This is a genomic window from Adhaeribacter aerolatus, from assembly GCF_007991635.1.
GTDB classification, from domain to species: Bacteria; Bacteroidota; Bacteroidia; order Cytophagales; family Hymenobacteraceae; genus Adhaeribacter; species Adhaeribacter aerolatus.
Window position 1 is genome coordinate 59,497 of the sequence record NZ_BJYS01000022.1, and the last position, 16,454, is coordinate 75,950.

At 45.9% G+C, this 16,454-nt stretch carries 16 protein-coding genes; 13 read left to right on the forward strand and 3 right to left on the reverse strand.

The genetic code is table 11. The features are described 5' to 3' along the window. Positions 1 to 152 precede the first annotated feature (152 nt). The 6 genes from AAE02nite_RS15000 (at position 153) to AAE02nite_RS15025 (ending at position 6,324) form a co-directional block, all read left to right on the forward strand. Entirely contained in the window at positions 153 to 803 is a 651-nt protein-coding gene (locus tag AAE02nite_RS15000; RefSeq protein WP_246151067.1) for a diacylglycerol/polyprenol kinase family protein, read from the forward strand. Positions 804 to 963: 160 nt separating this feature from the next. Next, positions 964 to 1,818 (forward strand): NIPSNAP family protein, encoded by an 855-nt coding sequence (locus AAE02nite_RS15005; RefSeq protein WP_146899000.1) that lies wholly within the window; start codon positions 964 to 966, stop codon positions 1,816 to 1,818. Between the two features lie 262 nt (positions 1,819 to 2,080). After that, positions 2,081 to 2,953, forward strand: a complete 873-nt coding sequence (locus tag AAE02nite_RS15010; RefSeq protein WP_146899003.1) for an EboA domain-containing protein — start codon at positions 2,081 to 2,083, stop codon at positions 2,951 to 2,953. A 64-nt stretch (positions 2,954 to 3,017) separates the two neighbouring features. Next, positions 3,018 to 3,938 (forward strand): TatD family hydrolase, encoded by a 921-nt coding sequence (locus AAE02nite_RS15015; protein WP_146899006.1) that lies wholly within the window; start codon positions 3,018 to 3,020, stop codon positions 3,936 to 3,938. Between the two features lie 133 nt (positions 3,939 to 4,071). Further along, positions 4,072 to 4,983, forward strand: coding sequence for a UbiA-like protein EboC (gene eboC, locus AAE02nite_RS15020; RefSeq protein ID WP_146899009.1), 912 nt, complete (start codon positions 4,072 to 4,074; stop codon positions 4,981 to 4,983). Between the two features lie 144 nt (positions 4,984 to 5,127). Further along, a complete protein-coding gene (locus tag AAE02nite_RS15025; RefSeq protein ID WP_146899012.1) occupies positions 5,128 to 6,324 on the forward strand; it encodes a 3-dehydroquinate synthase in 1,197 nt (398 codons plus the stop codon). A 697-nt stretch (positions 6,325 to 7,021) separates the two neighbouring features. Here AAE02nite_RS15025 and AAE02nite_RS15030 read toward each other — a convergent pair. After that, positions 7,022 to 7,807, reverse strand: a complete 786-nt coding sequence (locus tag AAE02nite_RS15030; RefSeq protein WP_146899015.1) for an alpha/beta fold hydrolase — start codon at positions 7,805 to 7,807, stop codon at positions 7,022 to 7,024. A gap of 88 nt (positions 7,808 to 7,895) precedes the next feature. Next, a complete protein-coding gene (dxs, locus tag AAE02nite_RS15035) occupies positions 7,896 to 9,812 on the reverse strand; it encodes a 1-deoxy-D-xylulose-5-phosphate synthase (protein ID WP_146899019.1) in 1,917 nt (638 codons plus the stop codon). 422 nt (positions 9,813 to 10,234) lie between these two features. On the opposite strand from dxs, the gene AAE02nite_RS15040 reads away from it, so the two are divergent. Both AAE02nite_RS15040 and AAE02nite_RS15045 read left to right on the forward strand, forming a co-directional pair. Next, a complete protein-coding gene (locus tag AAE02nite_RS15040; protein WP_146899022.1) occupies positions 10,235 to 10,984 on the forward strand; it encodes a segregation and condensation protein A in 750 nt (249 codons plus the stop codon). After that, positions 10,985 to 12,067 carry a lysylphosphatidylglycerol synthase transmembrane domain-containing protein gene (locus AAE02nite_RS15045; protein ID WP_146899025.1) on the forward strand — a complete coding sequence of 361 codons (1,083 nt, stop codon included), beginning with the start codon at positions 10,985 to 10,987 and terminating at the stop codon, positions 12,065 to 12,067. Between the two features lie 116 nt (positions 12,068 to 12,183). On the opposite strand, the gene AAE02nite_RS15050 is transcribed toward AAE02nite_RS15045, so the two are convergent. Next, entirely contained in the window at positions 12,184 to 12,603 is a 420-nt protein-coding gene (locus AAE02nite_RS15050; protein ID WP_146899028.1) for a nucleoside-diphosphate kinase, read from the reverse strand. 338 nt (positions 12,604 to 12,941) lie between these two features. Between AAE02nite_RS15050 and AAE02nite_RS15055 the strand changes: the two genes are divergently transcribed. The 5 genes from AAE02nite_RS15055 to AAE02nite_RS15075 are packed head-to-tail and all read left to right on the forward strand — an operon-like array spanning position 12,942 to position 16,449. After that, positions 12,942 to 13,955 carry a DHH family phosphoesterase gene (locus AAE02nite_RS15055; protein ID WP_146899031.1) on the forward strand — a complete coding sequence of 338 codons (1,014 nt, stop codon included), beginning with the start codon at positions 12,942 to 12,944 and terminating at the stop codon, positions 13,953 to 13,955. A 19-nt stretch (positions 13,956 to 13,974) separates the two neighbouring features. After that, complete coding sequence (locus AAE02nite_RS15060; protein ID WP_146899034.1) at positions 13,975 to 14,937, forward strand: FKBP-type peptidyl-prolyl cis-trans isomerase; 963 nt, start codon at positions 13,975 to 13,977, stop codon at positions 14,935 to 14,937. Positions 14,938 to 14,954: 17 nt separating this feature from the next. Next, positions 14,955 to 15,518, forward strand: coding sequence for an FKBP-type peptidyl-prolyl cis-trans isomerase (locus AAE02nite_RS15065; protein ID WP_146899037.1), 564 nt, complete (start codon positions 14,955 to 14,957; stop codon positions 15,516 to 15,518). Positions 15,519 to 15,527: 9 nt separating this feature from the next. After that, complete coding sequence (locus AAE02nite_RS15070) at positions 15,528 to 16,013, forward strand: FKBP-type peptidyl-prolyl cis-trans isomerase (RefSeq protein ID WP_146899040.1); 486 nt, start codon at positions 15,528 to 15,530, stop codon at positions 16,011 to 16,013. Positions 16,014 to 16,020: 7 nt separating this feature from the next. Further along, positions 16,021 to 16,449, forward strand: a complete 429-nt coding sequence (locus tag AAE02nite_RS15075) for an FKBP-type peptidyl-prolyl cis-trans isomerase (RefSeq protein ID WP_146899043.1) — start codon at positions 16,021 to 16,023, stop codon at positions 16,447 to 16,449. Positions 16,450 to 16,454: the final 5 nt, after the last annotated feature.

Sequence of the window (16,454 nt, forward strand, 5' to 3'; positions counted from 1 at the left end):
CTACACTCATTTATTAATATAATAAATATTATATATTAACCATTAAAAGAAGCTACTGCTGCCGCAAATTGGGTATAATTGAAGATTTTTTAGCTAGAGCTATTCCCAGTAAGGCCGAGATCTTACTTTTAAGCCCTTTCATTTTTATTTACGTGCTGTTAGTAGCGCTATTGGTTTGCTACCTGAAGAAGTTCCGGCAGGTAAAAACACCTTATACGCGCAAAATATTCCACTTTTTAATATTTACCACGGCTAGTATTTTTCAGTTTCGGTTTGGCCTTTCTTTGGTGGTTTTGTTTGGGGCAATTGTCAGTATTTTTGTACTGGCTGCCGTAGTAGCCGGCGAAGGATTTGTTTTTTACGAAGCCATGGCCCGCCAAACTGATCGTCCTCACCGCACGTTGTTTGTACTTATTCCGCTATTTACCACTGCTTTGGGTGGGGTGCTGATTAACTTATTTTTTCCGCAGTTTTCCTATATCGGGTATCTGGTAGGCGGCTGGGGCGATGCCGTAGGCGAACCGGTTGGTACCCGCTGGGGCAAACACCGCTATGCCGTGCCGTCGTTAATGGGGGTGCCGGCCCAAAGAAGCCTGGAGGGTTCGGCCGCCGTGGTACTCGTAAGTACCGGCGTGGCTTTTGCCGGCCTCTACCTGGCCGGCTACCCGGTGCCGACTGCTATTGGTACAGCTTTGGCCTGCGGCATGGGTGGCGCGGCGGTAGAGGCCATCAGCAACCATGGCCTCGATAATTTAACCATCCAGGTAGCGGCTGCCGGTATTGCTCATTACCTGTTAACCTGATTTTAAAATTCTACCGGCTTAATAGTAGCGCTCTAAAAAGTTTGAACCATTTTGTTTATAGACTATACTAATTTTTAGATTTACTTTAAAATATACCTCTTATATTTAACGCCCAACAAATAAACCCAATCACATCCACCTTAACCAATAATTACTGTTCATGAAAAATTTTTTCTTTTCTTTCTTGTTCTTAAGCTCGCTGCTGCTGGGTTGTAAAACAAGCTCCACTACAACTACCAGCAACTCCCAAACAAATGCCAGCGGTAGCGCCAATACCAGCTCCAGCACCGGCGCTGGCGCGGTTACTTCGGCTGCGTTGTCGGAAAATCCGTTTTACGAGATGCGTATTTACTACGCTGCTCCCGGCAAACTAGACGACCTGAATGCCCGCTTCCGGAATAATACGACGCGTATTTTTGCCAAACACGGGATGGTAAATGTGGGTTACTGGATGCCAATTGATAATCCGGAAAACAAAATTGTTTACATTTTAGCTTACCCAAGCCGCCAAGCCCGCGATGCATCGTGGAAAAATTTTAGCGCCGACCCCGAATGGCAGGCCGTTGCCAAAGCCTCGGAGGCCAACGGCAAAATAGTAGCCAAGGTTGAGACCTATTACCTCGAACTCACCGATTATTCACCGGCTGTCCAAATCGAAAAGAAAAGCCCGCCCCGTACTTTCGAACTGCGCACCTATACCGCCACTCCCGGTAATATCGAAAATCTGCACGAGCGCTTCCGGAATCATACGGTTAAATTATTCGAAAAACACGGCATGACCAATATTGGCTACTGGCGCCCTACCGATCGGGATAAAGAAACAAAAAAGGACATGCTGATTTACATCCTGGCTCATAAAGACAAAGCAGCCGGCGAAGCATCTTTTGCCGCTTTCCGGGCCGATCCGGTTTGGGTAGAAGCCCGTAAAGCTTCCGAAGTAAAAGGCGGCGGCTCGCTTACCACCAAGGTAGAATCGGTGTACATGCTACCAACCGATTACTCGCCGATTAAATAAAAGCTCATTTTTGTTCCCTAACAGATTGGCCGGCCATTAAGCCGTAAAAGCCAATATCTATTTTAATGATCCTTATCATCTTTGCCTTTTTTAATATAGCTGCTTTGTTATAGGCAGCTATATTTGTATTGAAGAGATGCCAGTTCTAGCTATTTATTAGCTTGCCGGTTTTCTTGAAGAAATCTGCTGCAAGAGTTTAGGCTACAGGTGTATTTTCTTCAGCAAAAAAGATTATTGAACCTAAATTATTCTTACTTAAAAGATGCCAACCGCCCCTATAAGTGAATATTTATTAAGAATACTCCTGCCTCAGATACCAGCGCCGGGCGTTACCTGGCTGCAAAACCAATTAAATAACCTCAAAGCCGAAAAAGAATTTTACCTGGCCTTTAGTGTAGCGTCCCGCTTTACCGGTAAAAAAAAACTGAATCTAACCGAAGCGGATTTACTGGAAGCCGAAACCCTGCGTCCCGGTTTTAACCCTGCCAGTTGGACCGCCGACCAGGTTGCCCGGACATTGCTGGTGCTGGCTATTCCGCACGAAACGCCCGAAGCGTATGTGGCCACCCTGAACAGAGTTTTCAGTACCGCCGATTTAAACGAATTAGCCACTTTGTACGCCAGTCTGCCCCTGCTGCCTTACCCGGAGCACCACGTAAAACGGGCCGCCGAAGGCGTGCGCACCACCATGACCCAGGTTTTTGATGCCATTGCTTTGCATAATCCTTACCCGCACGATTATTTGCCACAGGAAGCCTGGAACCAGTTAGTTGTAAAATCGGTGTTTAATGTGCGGCCGCTGTACCAGATTTACGGACTGGATAACCGGCGGAACGAAGCACTGGCGCAAATCGCCATTGATTATGCCCACGAGCGTTGGGCGGCCGGCCGCACCCTCACCCCCGAATTATGGCGTTTGGTGGGCCCATTCCTCAGCCCGGAAAATATTAAAAACATCGAAAAATTGCTGCAAAGCCCGGAAGAAATACAGCACCAAGCCGCCGCTTTGGCTTTATCCGAGAGCAATTTGCCGGAGGCGCGGGAATTATTAGCCAAACAACCAAATCTGACGGCAGCAATCCAGGCCGGAAATATTACCTGGCAAACCATCGGCGAAAGCGCTTATCATGCGTAATAACCAAAAATCATATTCGGTCCGGATTAATTTAAAGTAAAATTTATTTAAAAAGTATATAGCTATGTTGTTTATAGATCCCCACGTACACATGACCTCCCGCACCACCGACGATTACGAAGCCATGCGTAAAGCCGGTATTGTGGCCATGATTGAACCGGCTTTCTGGATGGGCCAGCCCCGCACCGAAGCCGGTACTTTCAAAGATTATTACAGCCATTTAATTGGTTTCGAACGATTCCGGGCGAGCCAGTTTGGCATTAAACATTATTGCACCATAGGCCTGAACTCCAAAGAGGCAAACAACGAACCATTGGCCGAAGAGGTAATGGAATTATTGCCGTTGTTCGTGCTAAAAGAAGGTGTAGTTGGCGTAGGCGAAATCGGATACGACGACCAAACCCCCGCAGAAGATAAATATTACCGCCTGCAACTCGACCTGGCTAAAGAAGTAAACCTGCCGGTACAAATTCATACGCCGCACCGCGACAAACGCAAAGGTACGCTGCGCAGCATGGAAGTAGCACTGGAACACGGCTTAGACCCGGCCATGGTTATTGTAGACCACAACAACGAAGAAACCGTTAAAGACGTGCTCGACCGGGGATTCTGGGCGGCTTTTACCATTTACCCCCACACCAAAATGGGCAACGAGCGCATGACCGAGATCGTCCGCCAGTACGGCCACGAGCGCATCATGATTAACAGTGCCGCCGATTGGGGCATCAGCGATCCGCTGGCCGTTCCTAAAACAGCCGAGCTGATGCTGGAACGCGGTATTTCGGAAGAATCGGTGCGCATGGTAACCTACCAGAATGCGTTGGCCGCATTTGGCCAGAGTGGGCAGATGCAGGAAAGCGACTGGCTGGCAGCCAGCCCGATTGACCAAAGCTTAAAATTCTCTGGCAACTCTATTTTGCGCGGCGGCCAAACGCCCCGCGTAGAAACCGGCGAAAACGAAAACGACTCCCGCATTATCCGCTAATATTACAGCCTTGGGGTGTTTAAAAGAATATTGAGCAGCCATAATATTCTTTTAAACAACTCGGGTAAGTAATGCGGAATATAGGGTAATATTTGCCAAATTTGCATATCTCTTAACTGGCAAAGCCCCTAACATGAACCGAATTTACGCACACCTGGTATTAATGCGGCCGGCTAATATTATAACCGCCATCGCCGATATTATGCTGGGCTTTGCTGCCTCGGGCTCCGTTACCCTCCTGATGCAGCAAGGCGGATTTTCGGCAGCTCATCCCCAACTACAGCTTTTGTACTGGCTCATAGCCGCCACCATAGGCTTGTACGGCGGCGGCGTGGTTTTTAACGATGTTTTCGATGCAGACCTAGACCGGGTAGAACGGCCGGAGCGGCCCATCCCCAGCGGCGCGGCCACCCGGTTAAGCGCTACGGTTCTGGGAGCGGCTTTGTTAATATTCGGCATAGCGGCAGCTTTCCAGGTATCCGTTCTGAGCGGTTCGCTGGCCGTTTTGGTAGCTATCCTGGCCTTGGTGTATGATGCCATTGGCAAGCATCATTCTATTCTGGGCCCTATTAATATGGGTGCCTGCCGGGGTGGTAATTTGCTTTTAGGTATCAGTGCCGTGCCGGCGGCGGTTTCGGTTTACTGGTATTTGGCTTTAATCCCGATCGTCTATATTTCGGCCATTACCATTATCAGCCGCGGCGAAGTACACGGTGGTGATAAAAGAATATTACTGGGTGCTTTATTTTTGTACTTTTTAGTGATAGGCAGTATTCTGGGCCTGATGCGGCTGCAGCAATATCAAATTCTGTACGCCATGCCTTTCCTGTTTTTATTTACCTACCTTATCTTTCCACCCCTGCTTAAAGCTATAAAAACCCTCGAAGCTCCCCACATCCGGTTAGCCGTAAAAGCGGGGGTAATTGCCTTAATCATGCTGGATGCCACCATTGCGGCTGGTTTTGCCGGCTGGTGGTACGGTTTAATAATTCTGGCTTTGTTCCCCATTTCGCGGTTTCTGGCCAAGCAATTTGCCGTCACTTAAATAATACAGCATATTCAAAATAAAATATTTAAATTACGAGTTAATATAAAGGGATAAATGCACTTAATTTATACCCAATTTTGTTAACTAAAAAAGCAGGTTATTCATGCCTGTTGAAATATATTTTAGCGCCGATTACTCATCATGCAATTATCCTCCATTCAACAAACATTTCAGGTACCGTTCTCTTATATTGTTCATTTTACCGAAGGCTTGTTTAATCCTGATAATCTTTTATTCCGCAACGTTATCGCTCAGGATGGCGGCGAAGGCCCCCGCAAGCTTTTTTTTGTAATAGACAGCGGGGTGCAGGAGGCACATCCGGATTTACAAATCAATATTAAAAATTATATTCAGGCTCACGCCGGCGTATTAGCGCTGAACGGCGATTTAACGGTGGTGCCAGGCGGAGAGCGTTGCAAAAACCAGCCCGAACTGGTACAACAACTTTTGGAAGCAGTTAACGATTACGGTATCGACCGGCATTCTTATATGTTAGCTATTGGCGGCGGCGCCCTGCTGGATATGGTGGGTTACGTGGCCTCTATTGCCCACCGCGGCATCCGGCATATCCGCATCCCAACCACGGTTTTGTCGCAGAACGATTCCGGTATTGGCGTTAAGAACAGTGTAAATGCCTTCGGCAAGAAAAACTTCCTCGGCAATTTTGCCCCGCCATATGCCGTGCTAAACGATTTTGACTTCTTAACCACCCTAAATGACCGCGATTGGCGCTCTGGTATTTCCGAAGCCATTAAAGTAAGTTTAATCAAAGACGAAACTTTCTTCCGGTTTATCCAGCAAAATGCCGGGAAATTGGCGCAACGCGACATGTCGGCGATGCAATATTTAATTTACCGTTGCGCCGAAATGCACCTGCAGCACATTGCCGGCGGCGATCCATTTGAGCAAGGTTCTTCCCGGCCATTGGATTTTGGCCATTGGTCGGCGCATAAAATGGAAGCCCTAAGCAATTACGAGATCCGGCACGGCGAAGCTGTTTCGCTGGGCATTGCCCTGGATTCGGTTTACTCGCATTTAACCAACCGGATTTCCGCCGATGAACTGGAGCAAATATTAACTGTAATTCACACGCTGGGCTTCGATTTATACGTACCCGAACTGGATGAGCACCTGGAAGATGCTTCGCACCCGAACAGTTTGCTTCACGGCTTACAGGAATTCCGGGAACACTTGGGCGGTAAACTAACCATTACGTTGCTGGATCGCATTGGCAAAGGCGTAGAAGTTAACAGCATGGACAACGAACTAATAATTGCGTCTATACAGTATCTAAAAAAATATTATTACCAATTATCCCCGGTTCCGGAATCAAAATAACCTTATTAGCGGGTTTGGCTCCCGCAAAATAGTTAAAACATAAATCCGCAGAAAACCTGTTAAACAAAATAGGTTTTCTGCGGATCTTTTGCTTTAAATAATAGTAGGATTATACCACATCTCCTAAACGTTATTATATAAAGAGCCTGTTCTTTCTGTTCTTCTTTTGAAAGATTGCATCTTTCAAGGCTGAGGTGCTAACTGTATTTAAAAGCCTAAGTTTGCTCCAGGCCGCGGGGGCCCGTTTGGTCATTCGGGCTGTCTAAGCTTGTTTTCCTCCTATCGTCGGAATGCTAAAGCACCACAACCTTAGAAGAGCATCTTCCAGAAGGCCCTCATTGCCCAAACTGCTGTAGTCTGCTTCGTAGCTGCTGGTTTTCTAAGCATAAATCATTATTAAAAATTAATTAACAAAGCTAATCCGCAACGTTCCGGTTCGGCCGAACTCCTTCCCTAATTTAGGGAAGGTGCCCGGAGGGCGGAAGGGTTAAACACTTCCAGAAGAAAAAATCGCACCAGCGAAAGCTAAAGAGGACGAAAAAGTACCACAGCATACCAAAGCGTCCTGAATAGACAACAAAGAACCTTAATTTTAAAATAATGCCTGTTTAGCCTTCCTATGCAATAATGATAAAAGGAATTGGTATTATTCAGAACATTATAATAAAGCTACTCTATTCAATTACAAAATGCGAATTTATAAGCCGGACACAAAGCCCTTGATAGCCGCTAATGTTTCGTGCGGGCGTTCAAACATGCCCATGTGGCCGGTCTGCTCCAGGAAAAGCGTGTAAGCCGTTTTGGGTAGGTGGCATTGTTGTAAAGTCTGCTCCAGGGTTACAGCTGTATCTTGTTTTCCGGCGATAAACAAGAACGGGAAGTTAATCGTAGAGAGTACTTTTATCCGGTCGGGGCGGTCGCGCATGGCTTTAACGGTACCGATGATAGCTTCCGGCGCTACTTTCTTGCCGGTTTCGGTTAATTGCTGGATAGCCGCCTGATTCTTTTGCCGGTTTCCTTCGTAAAACAAGGGCGCGACAAACGTATCCATAAACTTTTCTACGCCGTGCTTTTGAATAAAGTCGATGGTTTTATTCCGGTTTTCCTTTTTCTCTTCTGTATCGGGCAGCGCACTCGAATGAAACATAACCACCCCTGATAGTAATTCAGGATATCTTTCAGCAAAAGCCATAGCGGTGTAGCCGCCCATTGAGTGCCCGATTAAAATACACTGCTTAATATTTAAGGACTGTAAGGCTTGCTGAACAAAAGCAGCATTGTCATCCATCGAATATTTTTCGCGTGGCGCATTATTCTCGCCGTGGCCAGGTAAATCCAATAATATTACCCGGTAATCTTGCTGCAAGGGTTTAGTATATTCCAGCCATATTTCTTTACTTTCCAGAAAGCCGTGTAAAAATACCAGTACTTTATCGTTACCACCCGAATCAATAATAGTCGAGGCACTTATTTTATCTTCCATGCGCTTTATAGTAGTTTTAAACAATAGAGCCGGCAGTTACGCTAAACTACCGGCTCTTTTTACTTTATCTTTTAAATTGAGGTTGTGCTTACACGCTAACAGGCTGCATAATCCATTGCCGCACGGTAAGCTCAATACTTTTCGGGTCGATGCCGCATTCGCGGTGTAGTTCCAGTTGGGTACCGTGTTCAAATACTTCATCCGGAATACCTAAGCGTTTCACCGGGTTGGTATATTGGTTATCGGCCATAAACTCTAATACGGCGCTACCAAAGCCACCGGGCAAGCAGCCATCTTCCAGGGTAATAATTTTATCGTACTTCCGGCAGATTTCGTGCAGCATTTTCTCGTCCAGGGGTTTGGCAAAACGCATATCGTAGTGGCCGATTTTAATATTTTCCTTCTTCAGGTTTTTGCAGACTTCTACGGCGTAGTTGCCAATGTGACCAATGCTTAAAATAGCTACTTCTTCGCCTTCCTGCACCACCCGCCCAGTGCCCACAGCTATCGGCTTCAGCGGTGTACGCCATTCGGGCATCACCCCTTCGCCGCGCGGGTACCGGATGGTAAACGGTCCCATATCGGGTTGGCTGGCCGTAAACATCAAATTCCGCAATTCGGCTTCGTTCATAGGCGCCGAAACAATCATATTCGGAATGCAGCGCATGTAAGCAATGTCGTAATTACCGTGATGGGTTGGCCCATCAGCACCGGCAAAACCGGCCCGGTCGAGGCAGAAAACCACGTTTAAATCCTGCAAACACACATCGTGAATTACCTGGTCGTAGCCCCGCTGCATAAACGTAGAATAAATATTGCAGAACGGTATCAGCCCTTGCGTAGCTAAACCCGCTGAAAACGTAACGGCATGCTGCTCCGCAATGCCTACGTCAAACGCGCGGTCGGGCATAGCCGCCATCATAATATTTAAAGAGCACCCCGACGGCATAGCCGGCGTTACGGCCATTATTTTATCGTTCTGTTGTGCCAGTTCCACCATGGTATGGCCAAAAACATCCTGGTACTTGGGTGGCTGTGGCGTATCGTGGTGTACTTTGTAAATTTCGCCGGTTATTTTATCGAAAGTGCCGGGAGCATGCCATTTGGTTTGGTCTTTTTCGGCTAAGGCAAAACCTTTACCTTTTACCGTAAGGCAATGCAATATTTTCGGTCCCGGTATGCCTTTTAAATCGTTCAGTACCGAAGTCAGGTGATTAATATCGTGGCCATCAATGGGGCCAAAATACCGGAATTTGAGCGATTCGAATAAATTGCTTTGTTTCAGCAACGCAGATTTAATGCCGCTCTCAACTTTCGAAGCAATTAATTGGGCATTGGGTCCGAACTTACTGATTTTACCCAACACATTCCACACTTCGTCGCGCAGCTTATTATAGGTGCGGGAAGTAGTAATATCGGTTAAATATTCTTTTAGGGCGCCCACATTCGGGTCGATGCTCATGCAATTATCGTTGAGCACTACTAATAAATTGGCATTAGAAACACCGGCGTGGTTCAAGGCTTCAAAAGCCATACCGCCCGTCATGGCGCCATCGCCGATTACCGCAATGTGCTGCCGGTCCTGCTCGCCTTTGTACTGCGAAGCCACCGCCATACCCAACGCCGCCGATATAGAAGTAGAAGAATGCCCTACGCCAAAAGTATCGTACTCGCTTTCTTTGCGTTTAGGAAACCCCGATAAGCCTTTGTATTTGCGGTTGGTATGAAACTGATCGCGCCGGCCGGTCAATATTTTGTGTCCGTACGCCTGGTGCCCCACATCCCAAACCAATTGGTCGTAGGGCGTCTGAAAAATATAATGCAACGCCACGGTAAGCTCTACCACCCCCAGGCTCGCTCCAAAATGACCGCCGTAAATAGAAACATTATCAATAATATATTGCCGTAGTTCCTGGCAAACCTGCAGCAATTGCTCGGGGTTAAGTTTGCGTAAATCGGCGGGCGAGTTAATGGTGGCTAAAAGCTCTCCGGGTTGTATAATCATGAGCAGAAAGTTATCTTACAATAAGAACAGGAAATTTTCGCCCTTGTTCAAAAAATGCAATAAAATATTTTAAAGAAATAACGGGCAAAGGTAATAATAAAATATTTAATCATTGTTAAACCCCAATTGCGCCTTTGCTTAAATGCCAATTCCTTTCTGTCTCCGGCACTTCCATTTTTCTACACCTGCCCTGGTTGTTTTCAGATTTTTCAGATTTAACGCCATTATAATATATGATAAACGCTCGTTTTATAGTTTGGTTATAGATAGCGGTCGTAAATAATGCCCCGGTTGGTTTAAGCAAAATAGCCGAATACCGGCCGGGTAAGTGAAGCCGGCGGAATAAATAGTTAAAGATTGCGGCATATTTTGCTTAATTTTGAACGATTAAACAGGAGCATTGCCTACTAAAAGCTGATATTGTGAGTTTCGAGATAAAATTACCGCTTTTTGAAGGACCTTTTGATTTGCTGCTTTTTTTTATTGAGCGCGACGAATTAGATATCCATGATATTCCAATTTTTAAAATTACGAACGATTTCATGGCCTATATTGCCGAACTGGAGCAGCTAAATATTGAGGTAGCCAGCGAATTTATTTTAATTGCGGCCACGCTCATGCGCATTAAAGCCAAATTATTATTGCCCCGCACCGAAAAAGATGAGCAGGGAAACGAGATTGACCCGCGTAAAGAACTGGTGCAGCACCTGCTCGAATATAAAAAATACAAAAATGTTTTAGGTGATCTGGCCCGCCTGGAAGACAGAAGGCTGATGATGGAAACCCGGGGCAATATTCCGGACGAGCTGCAACTAATTGCCAAGCGAAGCAACCTCGATTACGAACTCCAGGATTTAAACCTGTATAAATTAATGCGGGTGTACGAAAAAGCCATGAACCGCTTTGAAGAAGAGCAAAACCGGCCCAAGCACACTGTTTATACGTACCCCTACACCATCGAAGACCAGAAAGGCTACATTTTAAAACGCGTAACAACCGAGCAGGAAGTAGACTTTTTACAAATTGTAGAGGCCTTTCCGGATAAAATAGGCCTTATTTTTAACTTCCTGGCCATTCTGGAAATGCTGCAATTAAATATTATCAGCATTCGGGTTAGCGATGGATTCAATAATTTCCGTATTACTCCATTTGAGGAGAACCAAGCCGCTTAAATGGATCAGAACCGCAAAAAGCTTTTAGAGAATTTTTCTACCCGCCGCATTATGATACCCGTGGTAATCGGGTTATCGGTGGTGGGTTATATGTTTTACCGCGACCCGGCCGCGTCTAACCTGAGCGCCTTTTTAGATGCCAAAGTACACTGGTTAGTTATTACGGTACTCGTGTTAATTGTGCGCGATGCCGGTTACATGTACCGCATCCGGCACATTACTGAAAAGGCTTTATCGTGGCGCCAGAGCATTGATGTAATTATGCTGTGGGAATTTGCTTCCTGCGTCATGCCGTCGGTGGTGGGCGGCTCTACCGTAGCTACTTTTATTATTAACAAAGAAGGTATTCCGCTGGGCAAGTCGCTGGCCTACGTAATGGTTACGGCCATGCTCGATAATATGTATTTCCTAATAGTGGCTCCTATTGTACTGTTAGCTACCCAGGGCGCTATTTTTCCCGATGTGGAAGGGCTTAGTTTTTCGGTTAGCTCCAGCCTGGAAGTAGTATTTATTATCAGTTATGCGCTCATGGCCATTTACGCCTTTGTAATGGTATATGCCTTGTTCTTTAAGCCCCAGTCGGTAAAACGGCTGTTGCTGCGCATTACCTCTATGCCGTTTTTACGCCGCTGGCGGCAATCAGCGTTTAAACACGGCAACGAACTGGTATGGGCCTCGCGGCAAATAAAAGGCAAACCGTGGCGCTACTGGTTTCACGCGGCGGTGTCTACGGCCTTCGTCTGGACAGCCCGCTATTATGTGGTAAGCTGCATTATTGCGGCCTTTATTCCGCTTTCGTTTAACGAGCACCTGCTTATTTTTGCCCGTAATTTTGTCTGGAAAGTGGTTTTATTAGTAGCCGTTACACCCGGCGGGGCGGGTATTGTAGAGGCAACTTTTAAGGTTTTCTTCCAGGATTTTATTGGCCCATCGCTGCTGGTGTTAATTCTGTTGTTCTACCGCATTGTTACTTATTATTTGTACCTGGTGCTGGGTTCTATCTTCCTGCCCCGCTGGATTGCCCGGGTATTCAGGGGTAAAAAAGAAGAAGATGTAGAAAAAGTGAGCACCCTCCAAAGCTAAGTTGGGTTAGCGCTTTCCTGCCTAAGCAGGCTTTACACACAACCATAAACAAGAGAGCCCGCCGGTGTTAAACCAGCAGGCTCTCTTGTTATAACTTCTTAAACGTTTCGCTGTGCTTAGAAACGCTCGTCTTCCCCAAAGAAGAAGTCGCCTTCAATCTGCGCATTCTCGTCAGAGTCGGAACCGTGTACCGCATTGGCCTCTACCGATTTGGCATATTTTTTCCGGATGGTACCTTCTTCGGCCTGGGCTGGGTTGGTAGCCCCAATTAGTTTACGGAAATCAGCTACAGCATTTTCTTTTTCCAGAATCATAGCCACAATCGGGCCGGAACTCATGTAGCGCACTAAATCGTTGTAAAACGGACGCTCTTTATGTACTTCGTAGAATTTACCGGCTCTTTCGGGCGTCAGGCGTGTTTTTTTCAGGGCTACTACCCGGAAACCACCTTCTTCCATCATTTGAATAATGCCGCCAATGTGGTTGTCCTGCACGGCATCGGGCTTTATCATGGTAAATGTTTTGTTCTCAGCCATCTTTTAATGCTTCTATTGTTTAGATTTAAATTTATTTAAGTTTTCTTATTTATTAAACTACTACGTATCAGCAATATATACTATTTAAAGAAACCAAAAGTAGTTATTCAAAAATTACAACTGCTAAGGGTTTCTGCTAAAAAGCTAAGCCTGTGTACGGTAAATAGCGGTGCAAAAGTAATATTCTTTTAATAATATACCGCTGCCCGAAGAAAATTGTAAGCCACTGGTCCGGCGTAGCAAAAACCATAAGTGAATTATTTTTTTGTTTTAGAAGTTTATAATGCAGAATTTTGTGTCTTGTTCCTGATATAAAACAGGCACTTTTTAAGCGAAAAATGCAGAATATTGTTGCTCTAACCGAGCTACTTAAGAATCCGAAACAGATCCTGATTACCACGCATCACAAACCCGATGCCGATGCTTTAGGTTCTTCCCTTGGTTTAGCTGGCTATCTGAAAAAGAAAGGACACCAGGTAACCGTTATTACCCCCTCCGATTATCCGGATTTTCTGAATTGGATGACCGGCAACGAAGATGTGATTATCTACTCGCCGGGAAGTGATGCTTTGGTGCAGAAAATTATTAACCAGGTAGATGTTATTTTTTGCCTCGATTTTTCGGCCCTGAGCCGCATCAACGAAATGGGCGAGTATATCCGCCAGGCCCAAGCTACCAAAGTACTCATCGACCACCACCTGCAGCCCGAAGATTTTGCCGATATTTCTTTTTCGGATACCTCGGCAGCCGCTACGGCCGAGCTGGTGTTTGAGGTAATCCGGGCGATGGGTGACCAGGATTTGATTGACGTTAAAATTGGTGAGTGTTTATACGCCGGCATTATGACCGACACCGGCTCTTTCCGGCACCCCAGCACCTCGCGCAACGTGCACCTGATTATAGCGGAACTGCTTCATATTGGGGTAAATACCTCTAATATTCACCGCCTGATATACGATAGCCACACCGAATCGCGTTTACGGTTTTTAGGTTACGTGCTGAAAGATAAACTGACAGTACTACGGGAATTCCGGACGGCGTACATTGCTATTTCGGCCGATGAACTGAAAGAATACGATTCTAAAACGGGCGATACGGAGGGTCTGGTAAATTTTGCCTTATCGATGGAAGGGGTAGTTTTTGCCGCGGTTATTATTGACCGCGTTAATGCGGTAAAAATATCTTTCCGGTCGGTGGGTAATTTCTCGGTGAACGATTTTGCCCGACAGCATTTTGATGGCGGCGGCCACCGCAATGCCGCCGGTGGTATTTCTTACCTGCCCTTAGACGAAACCGTGCGGAAATTTGTTAGTCTGCTGCCGGAACACAAAAACCAACTTTTAGAAAACTAATAACTAATAATAAAACCCAATGTTAACAAAAACTAAATTTTTATTGCCGGTTCTGGCTGGCTTGTTCGCTTTCCAGGCTTGCGATAAAGGCGGTAGCTTTAAAAAATCGGAAAGTGGCTTAGAATACAAGCTATTTTCGCAAACCAAAGATGGTAAATACGAGGCCAAAGAGTTTCCTAGTTTAAAAGACTCTACCAAACTGAACAAAGAAGGCCAGATTGTGCGCCTGCACATGAAATACATTACCGCTAAAGATTCGGTATTGCTCGATTCCCGTCAGAAAGGTATGCCTTTCTGGATTCCGGTAATGAAGCCGTCTTTTAAAGGCGGTTTAGAAGAAGCATTTGCCGCTCTTACGCCCGGCGATAGCGGTGTTTTTAAAGTTAATGCCGATTCGCTTTTTGCCAAAACTTTCCAGCAACCATTGCCTAAATTCATCGAAAAAGGCTCTACCCTGACTTTCTTTATTAAATCGGAGAAAGTAATGGACCAGCAGGAAGCCATGATGGATCAGCAAACGGCCATGATGTCTTTTATGGAAAAACAGAATAAAAGCGACGATGCGGTTATTCAAAAATATATAAAAGAGAAGGGCTTGCAACCTCAGAAGACGAATTCGGGTCTATACTACGTTGTAACCCAGGAAGGCAATGGCACCAAGGCTGAGCCGGGCAAACTGGTAGCGGTAAATTATACCGGCACTACCCTCGACGGAAAAGAATTTGACTCCTCTAAAAAGAATGGTAAGCCAATTGAATTCCCGTTAGGTCAGGGCGCGGTTATCCGGGGCTGGGACGAAGGTATTGCTTTGTTAAAAGAAGGTGGCAAAGCTACTTTTCTGATTCCGTCTACCATGGCTTACGGCCCACAGGAAAGTCCAGGCATTCCGGCTAATTCCGTATTGCGTTTCGATGTAGAATTAGTAGACGTGAAGGATATGCCGGCTCAGCAGGCGCCGCAATTCCCGGTACAGCCGCAATAAATTTTATATAATAAACGATGCTCAACTTAACTAAAACTAAAATCTACCGCGGCAGCACCTTGTTTTTAACAGGGTTGCTGCTGGCCTTTTCTTCTTTTTTTCTTTCAGGTTGTCTGGAAGGAGACAGTAACGTTGATGAACTGGGGCAAGAGGCGTTGGAAGCTTATAATAAACAACTGGCAATTGACACGCTAGCGATAAAACAGCACCTGGCCGACAATAGTATTACCAATGCCAAAAGTACAAAATCCGGCGTATTCTATGTAGAACAAAACGTAGGTACCGGCGTGCAGGCCCAGGCAGGTCATGTGGTAAAAACAGATTACAAGCTGCTAAATTTAGCCGGCGATGTGCTGGATACATCCTATGGCAAAACGCCCTACCAATTTCAGATTACCGGCAGAACCGGTCCCGGAAACCCGATATTGGGTTATCAGATTGCCACTACGCTTTTGAAAGTGGGCGGTAAAAGCACCTTCTACCTACCTTCTGGCCTGGCTTACGGCACCACCGGCAGCCCGCCTAAGATTGCGCCCAATACTATCCTGATATTTGAAATTGAATTACTCGAAGCGAGGTAAAAGTTTTTTATGAACGGTATCAAATATTTTCTCTTTCTGTTGGTGTTCGGCGTATTGCTCTCGTCGTGCAAAGACGAGTATGCCGAACGGATAGAACGGCAGAAAGAACAGGACGAAGCTTCTATTCAGGAATATTTAACTGAAAACAAAATCCAGAATGCGCAGAAGCAGCCCTCCGGTATTTATTACATACCGCAAACGCCCGGTACGGGCGCCCAGGTACAAAAAGGCAGCACCATTAAAATTCACTACATTGGTCGGTACCTGAACGGGCAGAAAATACAATCTACCTATGACAGTGGCCAACCCTTAACGGTGGTGGCTAACCCGGGCCGCAACAACGGCTTAACCGAGGGCTTAAACGAAGGATTACTCCTTTTGAAAGAAGGAGAGAAAGCGACGATTATTGTTCCTTCGATGTTAGGTTCGGTTAGCTATTACGGCCAATATGGTTATGTAATGGTGTACGAAATAACGGTATTGGAAGTAAAATAAGGAAGGCATGGCCAAGTGGATTGGGAATATTTTTTTCTGCCTGTGGCTAGCCCTGAGTGCTGCTTATGCCCAAACCGATACGACTGTAACGGCTTCGGGTATTAAATACGTAATATTGCAGCAAGGTACCGGTGCTAAACCAACCAAAAATGCCCAGGTAAGGGTAAACTTTACCGGTAAATTCAAAGACGGTCATATTTTTGATACATCGGCGCTCGATAAAAAACCCCTTAAAGTACGCCTGGGTCGTGGCGAAATAATACCGGCTTGGGAAGAAATATTGTCGCTGATGCAAACCGGCACTAAACTGATAATGGTTGTACCTGCCCAACTGGGCTACGGCGATAAAGGCCTGCTTTCGGATGAAGATGGTTATACCGTACCGCCGGGTTCTGATCTTATTTTTGAGATAGAACTGGTAGATATAAAGAAATAAAGTCC

Excerpts from the sequence above, each read along its gene's own strand:
- AAE02nite_RS15005 (WP_146899000.1), top strand. The coding sequence starts at position 964 with ATGAAAAATTTTTTCTTTTCTTTCTTGTTCTTAAGCTCGCTGCTGCTG.
- AAE02nite_RS15010 (WP_146899003.1), top strand. The coding sequence starts at position 2,081 with ATGCCAACCGCCCCTATAAGTGAATATTTATTAAGAATACTCCTGCCT.
- AAE02nite_RS15015 (WP_146899006.1), top strand. The coding sequence starts at position 3,018 with ATGTTGTTTATAGATCCCCACGTACACATGACCTCCCGCACCACCGAC.
- eboC (WP_146899009.1), top strand. The coding sequence starts at position 4,072 with ATGAACCGAATTTACGCACACCTGGTATTAATGCGGCCGGCTAATATT.
- AAE02nite_RS15025 (WP_146899012.1), top strand. The coding sequence starts at position 5,128 with ATGCAATTATCCTCCATTCAACAAACATTTCAGGTACCGTTCTCTTAT.
- AAE02nite_RS15030 (WP_146899015.1), bottom strand. The coding sequence starts at position 7,807 with ATGGAAGATAAAATAAGTGCCTCGACTATTATTGATTCGGGTGGTAAC.
- dxs (WP_146899019.1), bottom strand. The coding sequence starts at position 9,812 with ATGATTATACAACCCGGAGAGCTTTTAGCCACCATTAACTCGCCCGCC.
- AAE02nite_RS15045 (WP_146899025.1), top strand. The coding sequence starts at position 10,985 with ATGGATCAGAACCGCAAAAAGCTTTTAGAGAATTTTTCTACCCGCCGC.
- AAE02nite_RS15050 (WP_146899028.1), bottom strand. The coding sequence starts at position 12,603 with ATGGCTGAGAACAAAACATTTACCATGATAAAGCCCGATGCCGTGCAG.
- AAE02nite_RS15055 (WP_146899031.1), top strand. The coding sequence starts at position 12,942 with ATGCAGAATATTGTTGCTCTAACCGAGCTACTTAAGAATCCGAAACAG.
- AAE02nite_RS15060 (WP_146899034.1), top strand. The coding sequence starts at position 13,975 with ATGTTAACAAAAACTAAATTTTTATTGCCGGTTCTGGCTGGCTTGTTC.
- AAE02nite_RS15065 (WP_146899037.1), top strand. The coding sequence starts at position 14,955 with ATGCTCAACTTAACTAAAACTAAAATCTACCGCGGCAGCACCTTGTTT.
- AAE02nite_RS15070 (WP_146899040.1), top strand. The coding sequence starts at position 15,528 with ATGAACGGTATCAAATATTTTCTCTTTCTGTTGGTGTTCGGCGTATTG.
- AAE02nite_RS15075 (WP_146899043.1), top strand. The coding sequence starts at position 16,021 with ATGGCCAAGTGGATTGGGAATATTTTTTTCTGCCTGTGGCTAGCCCTG.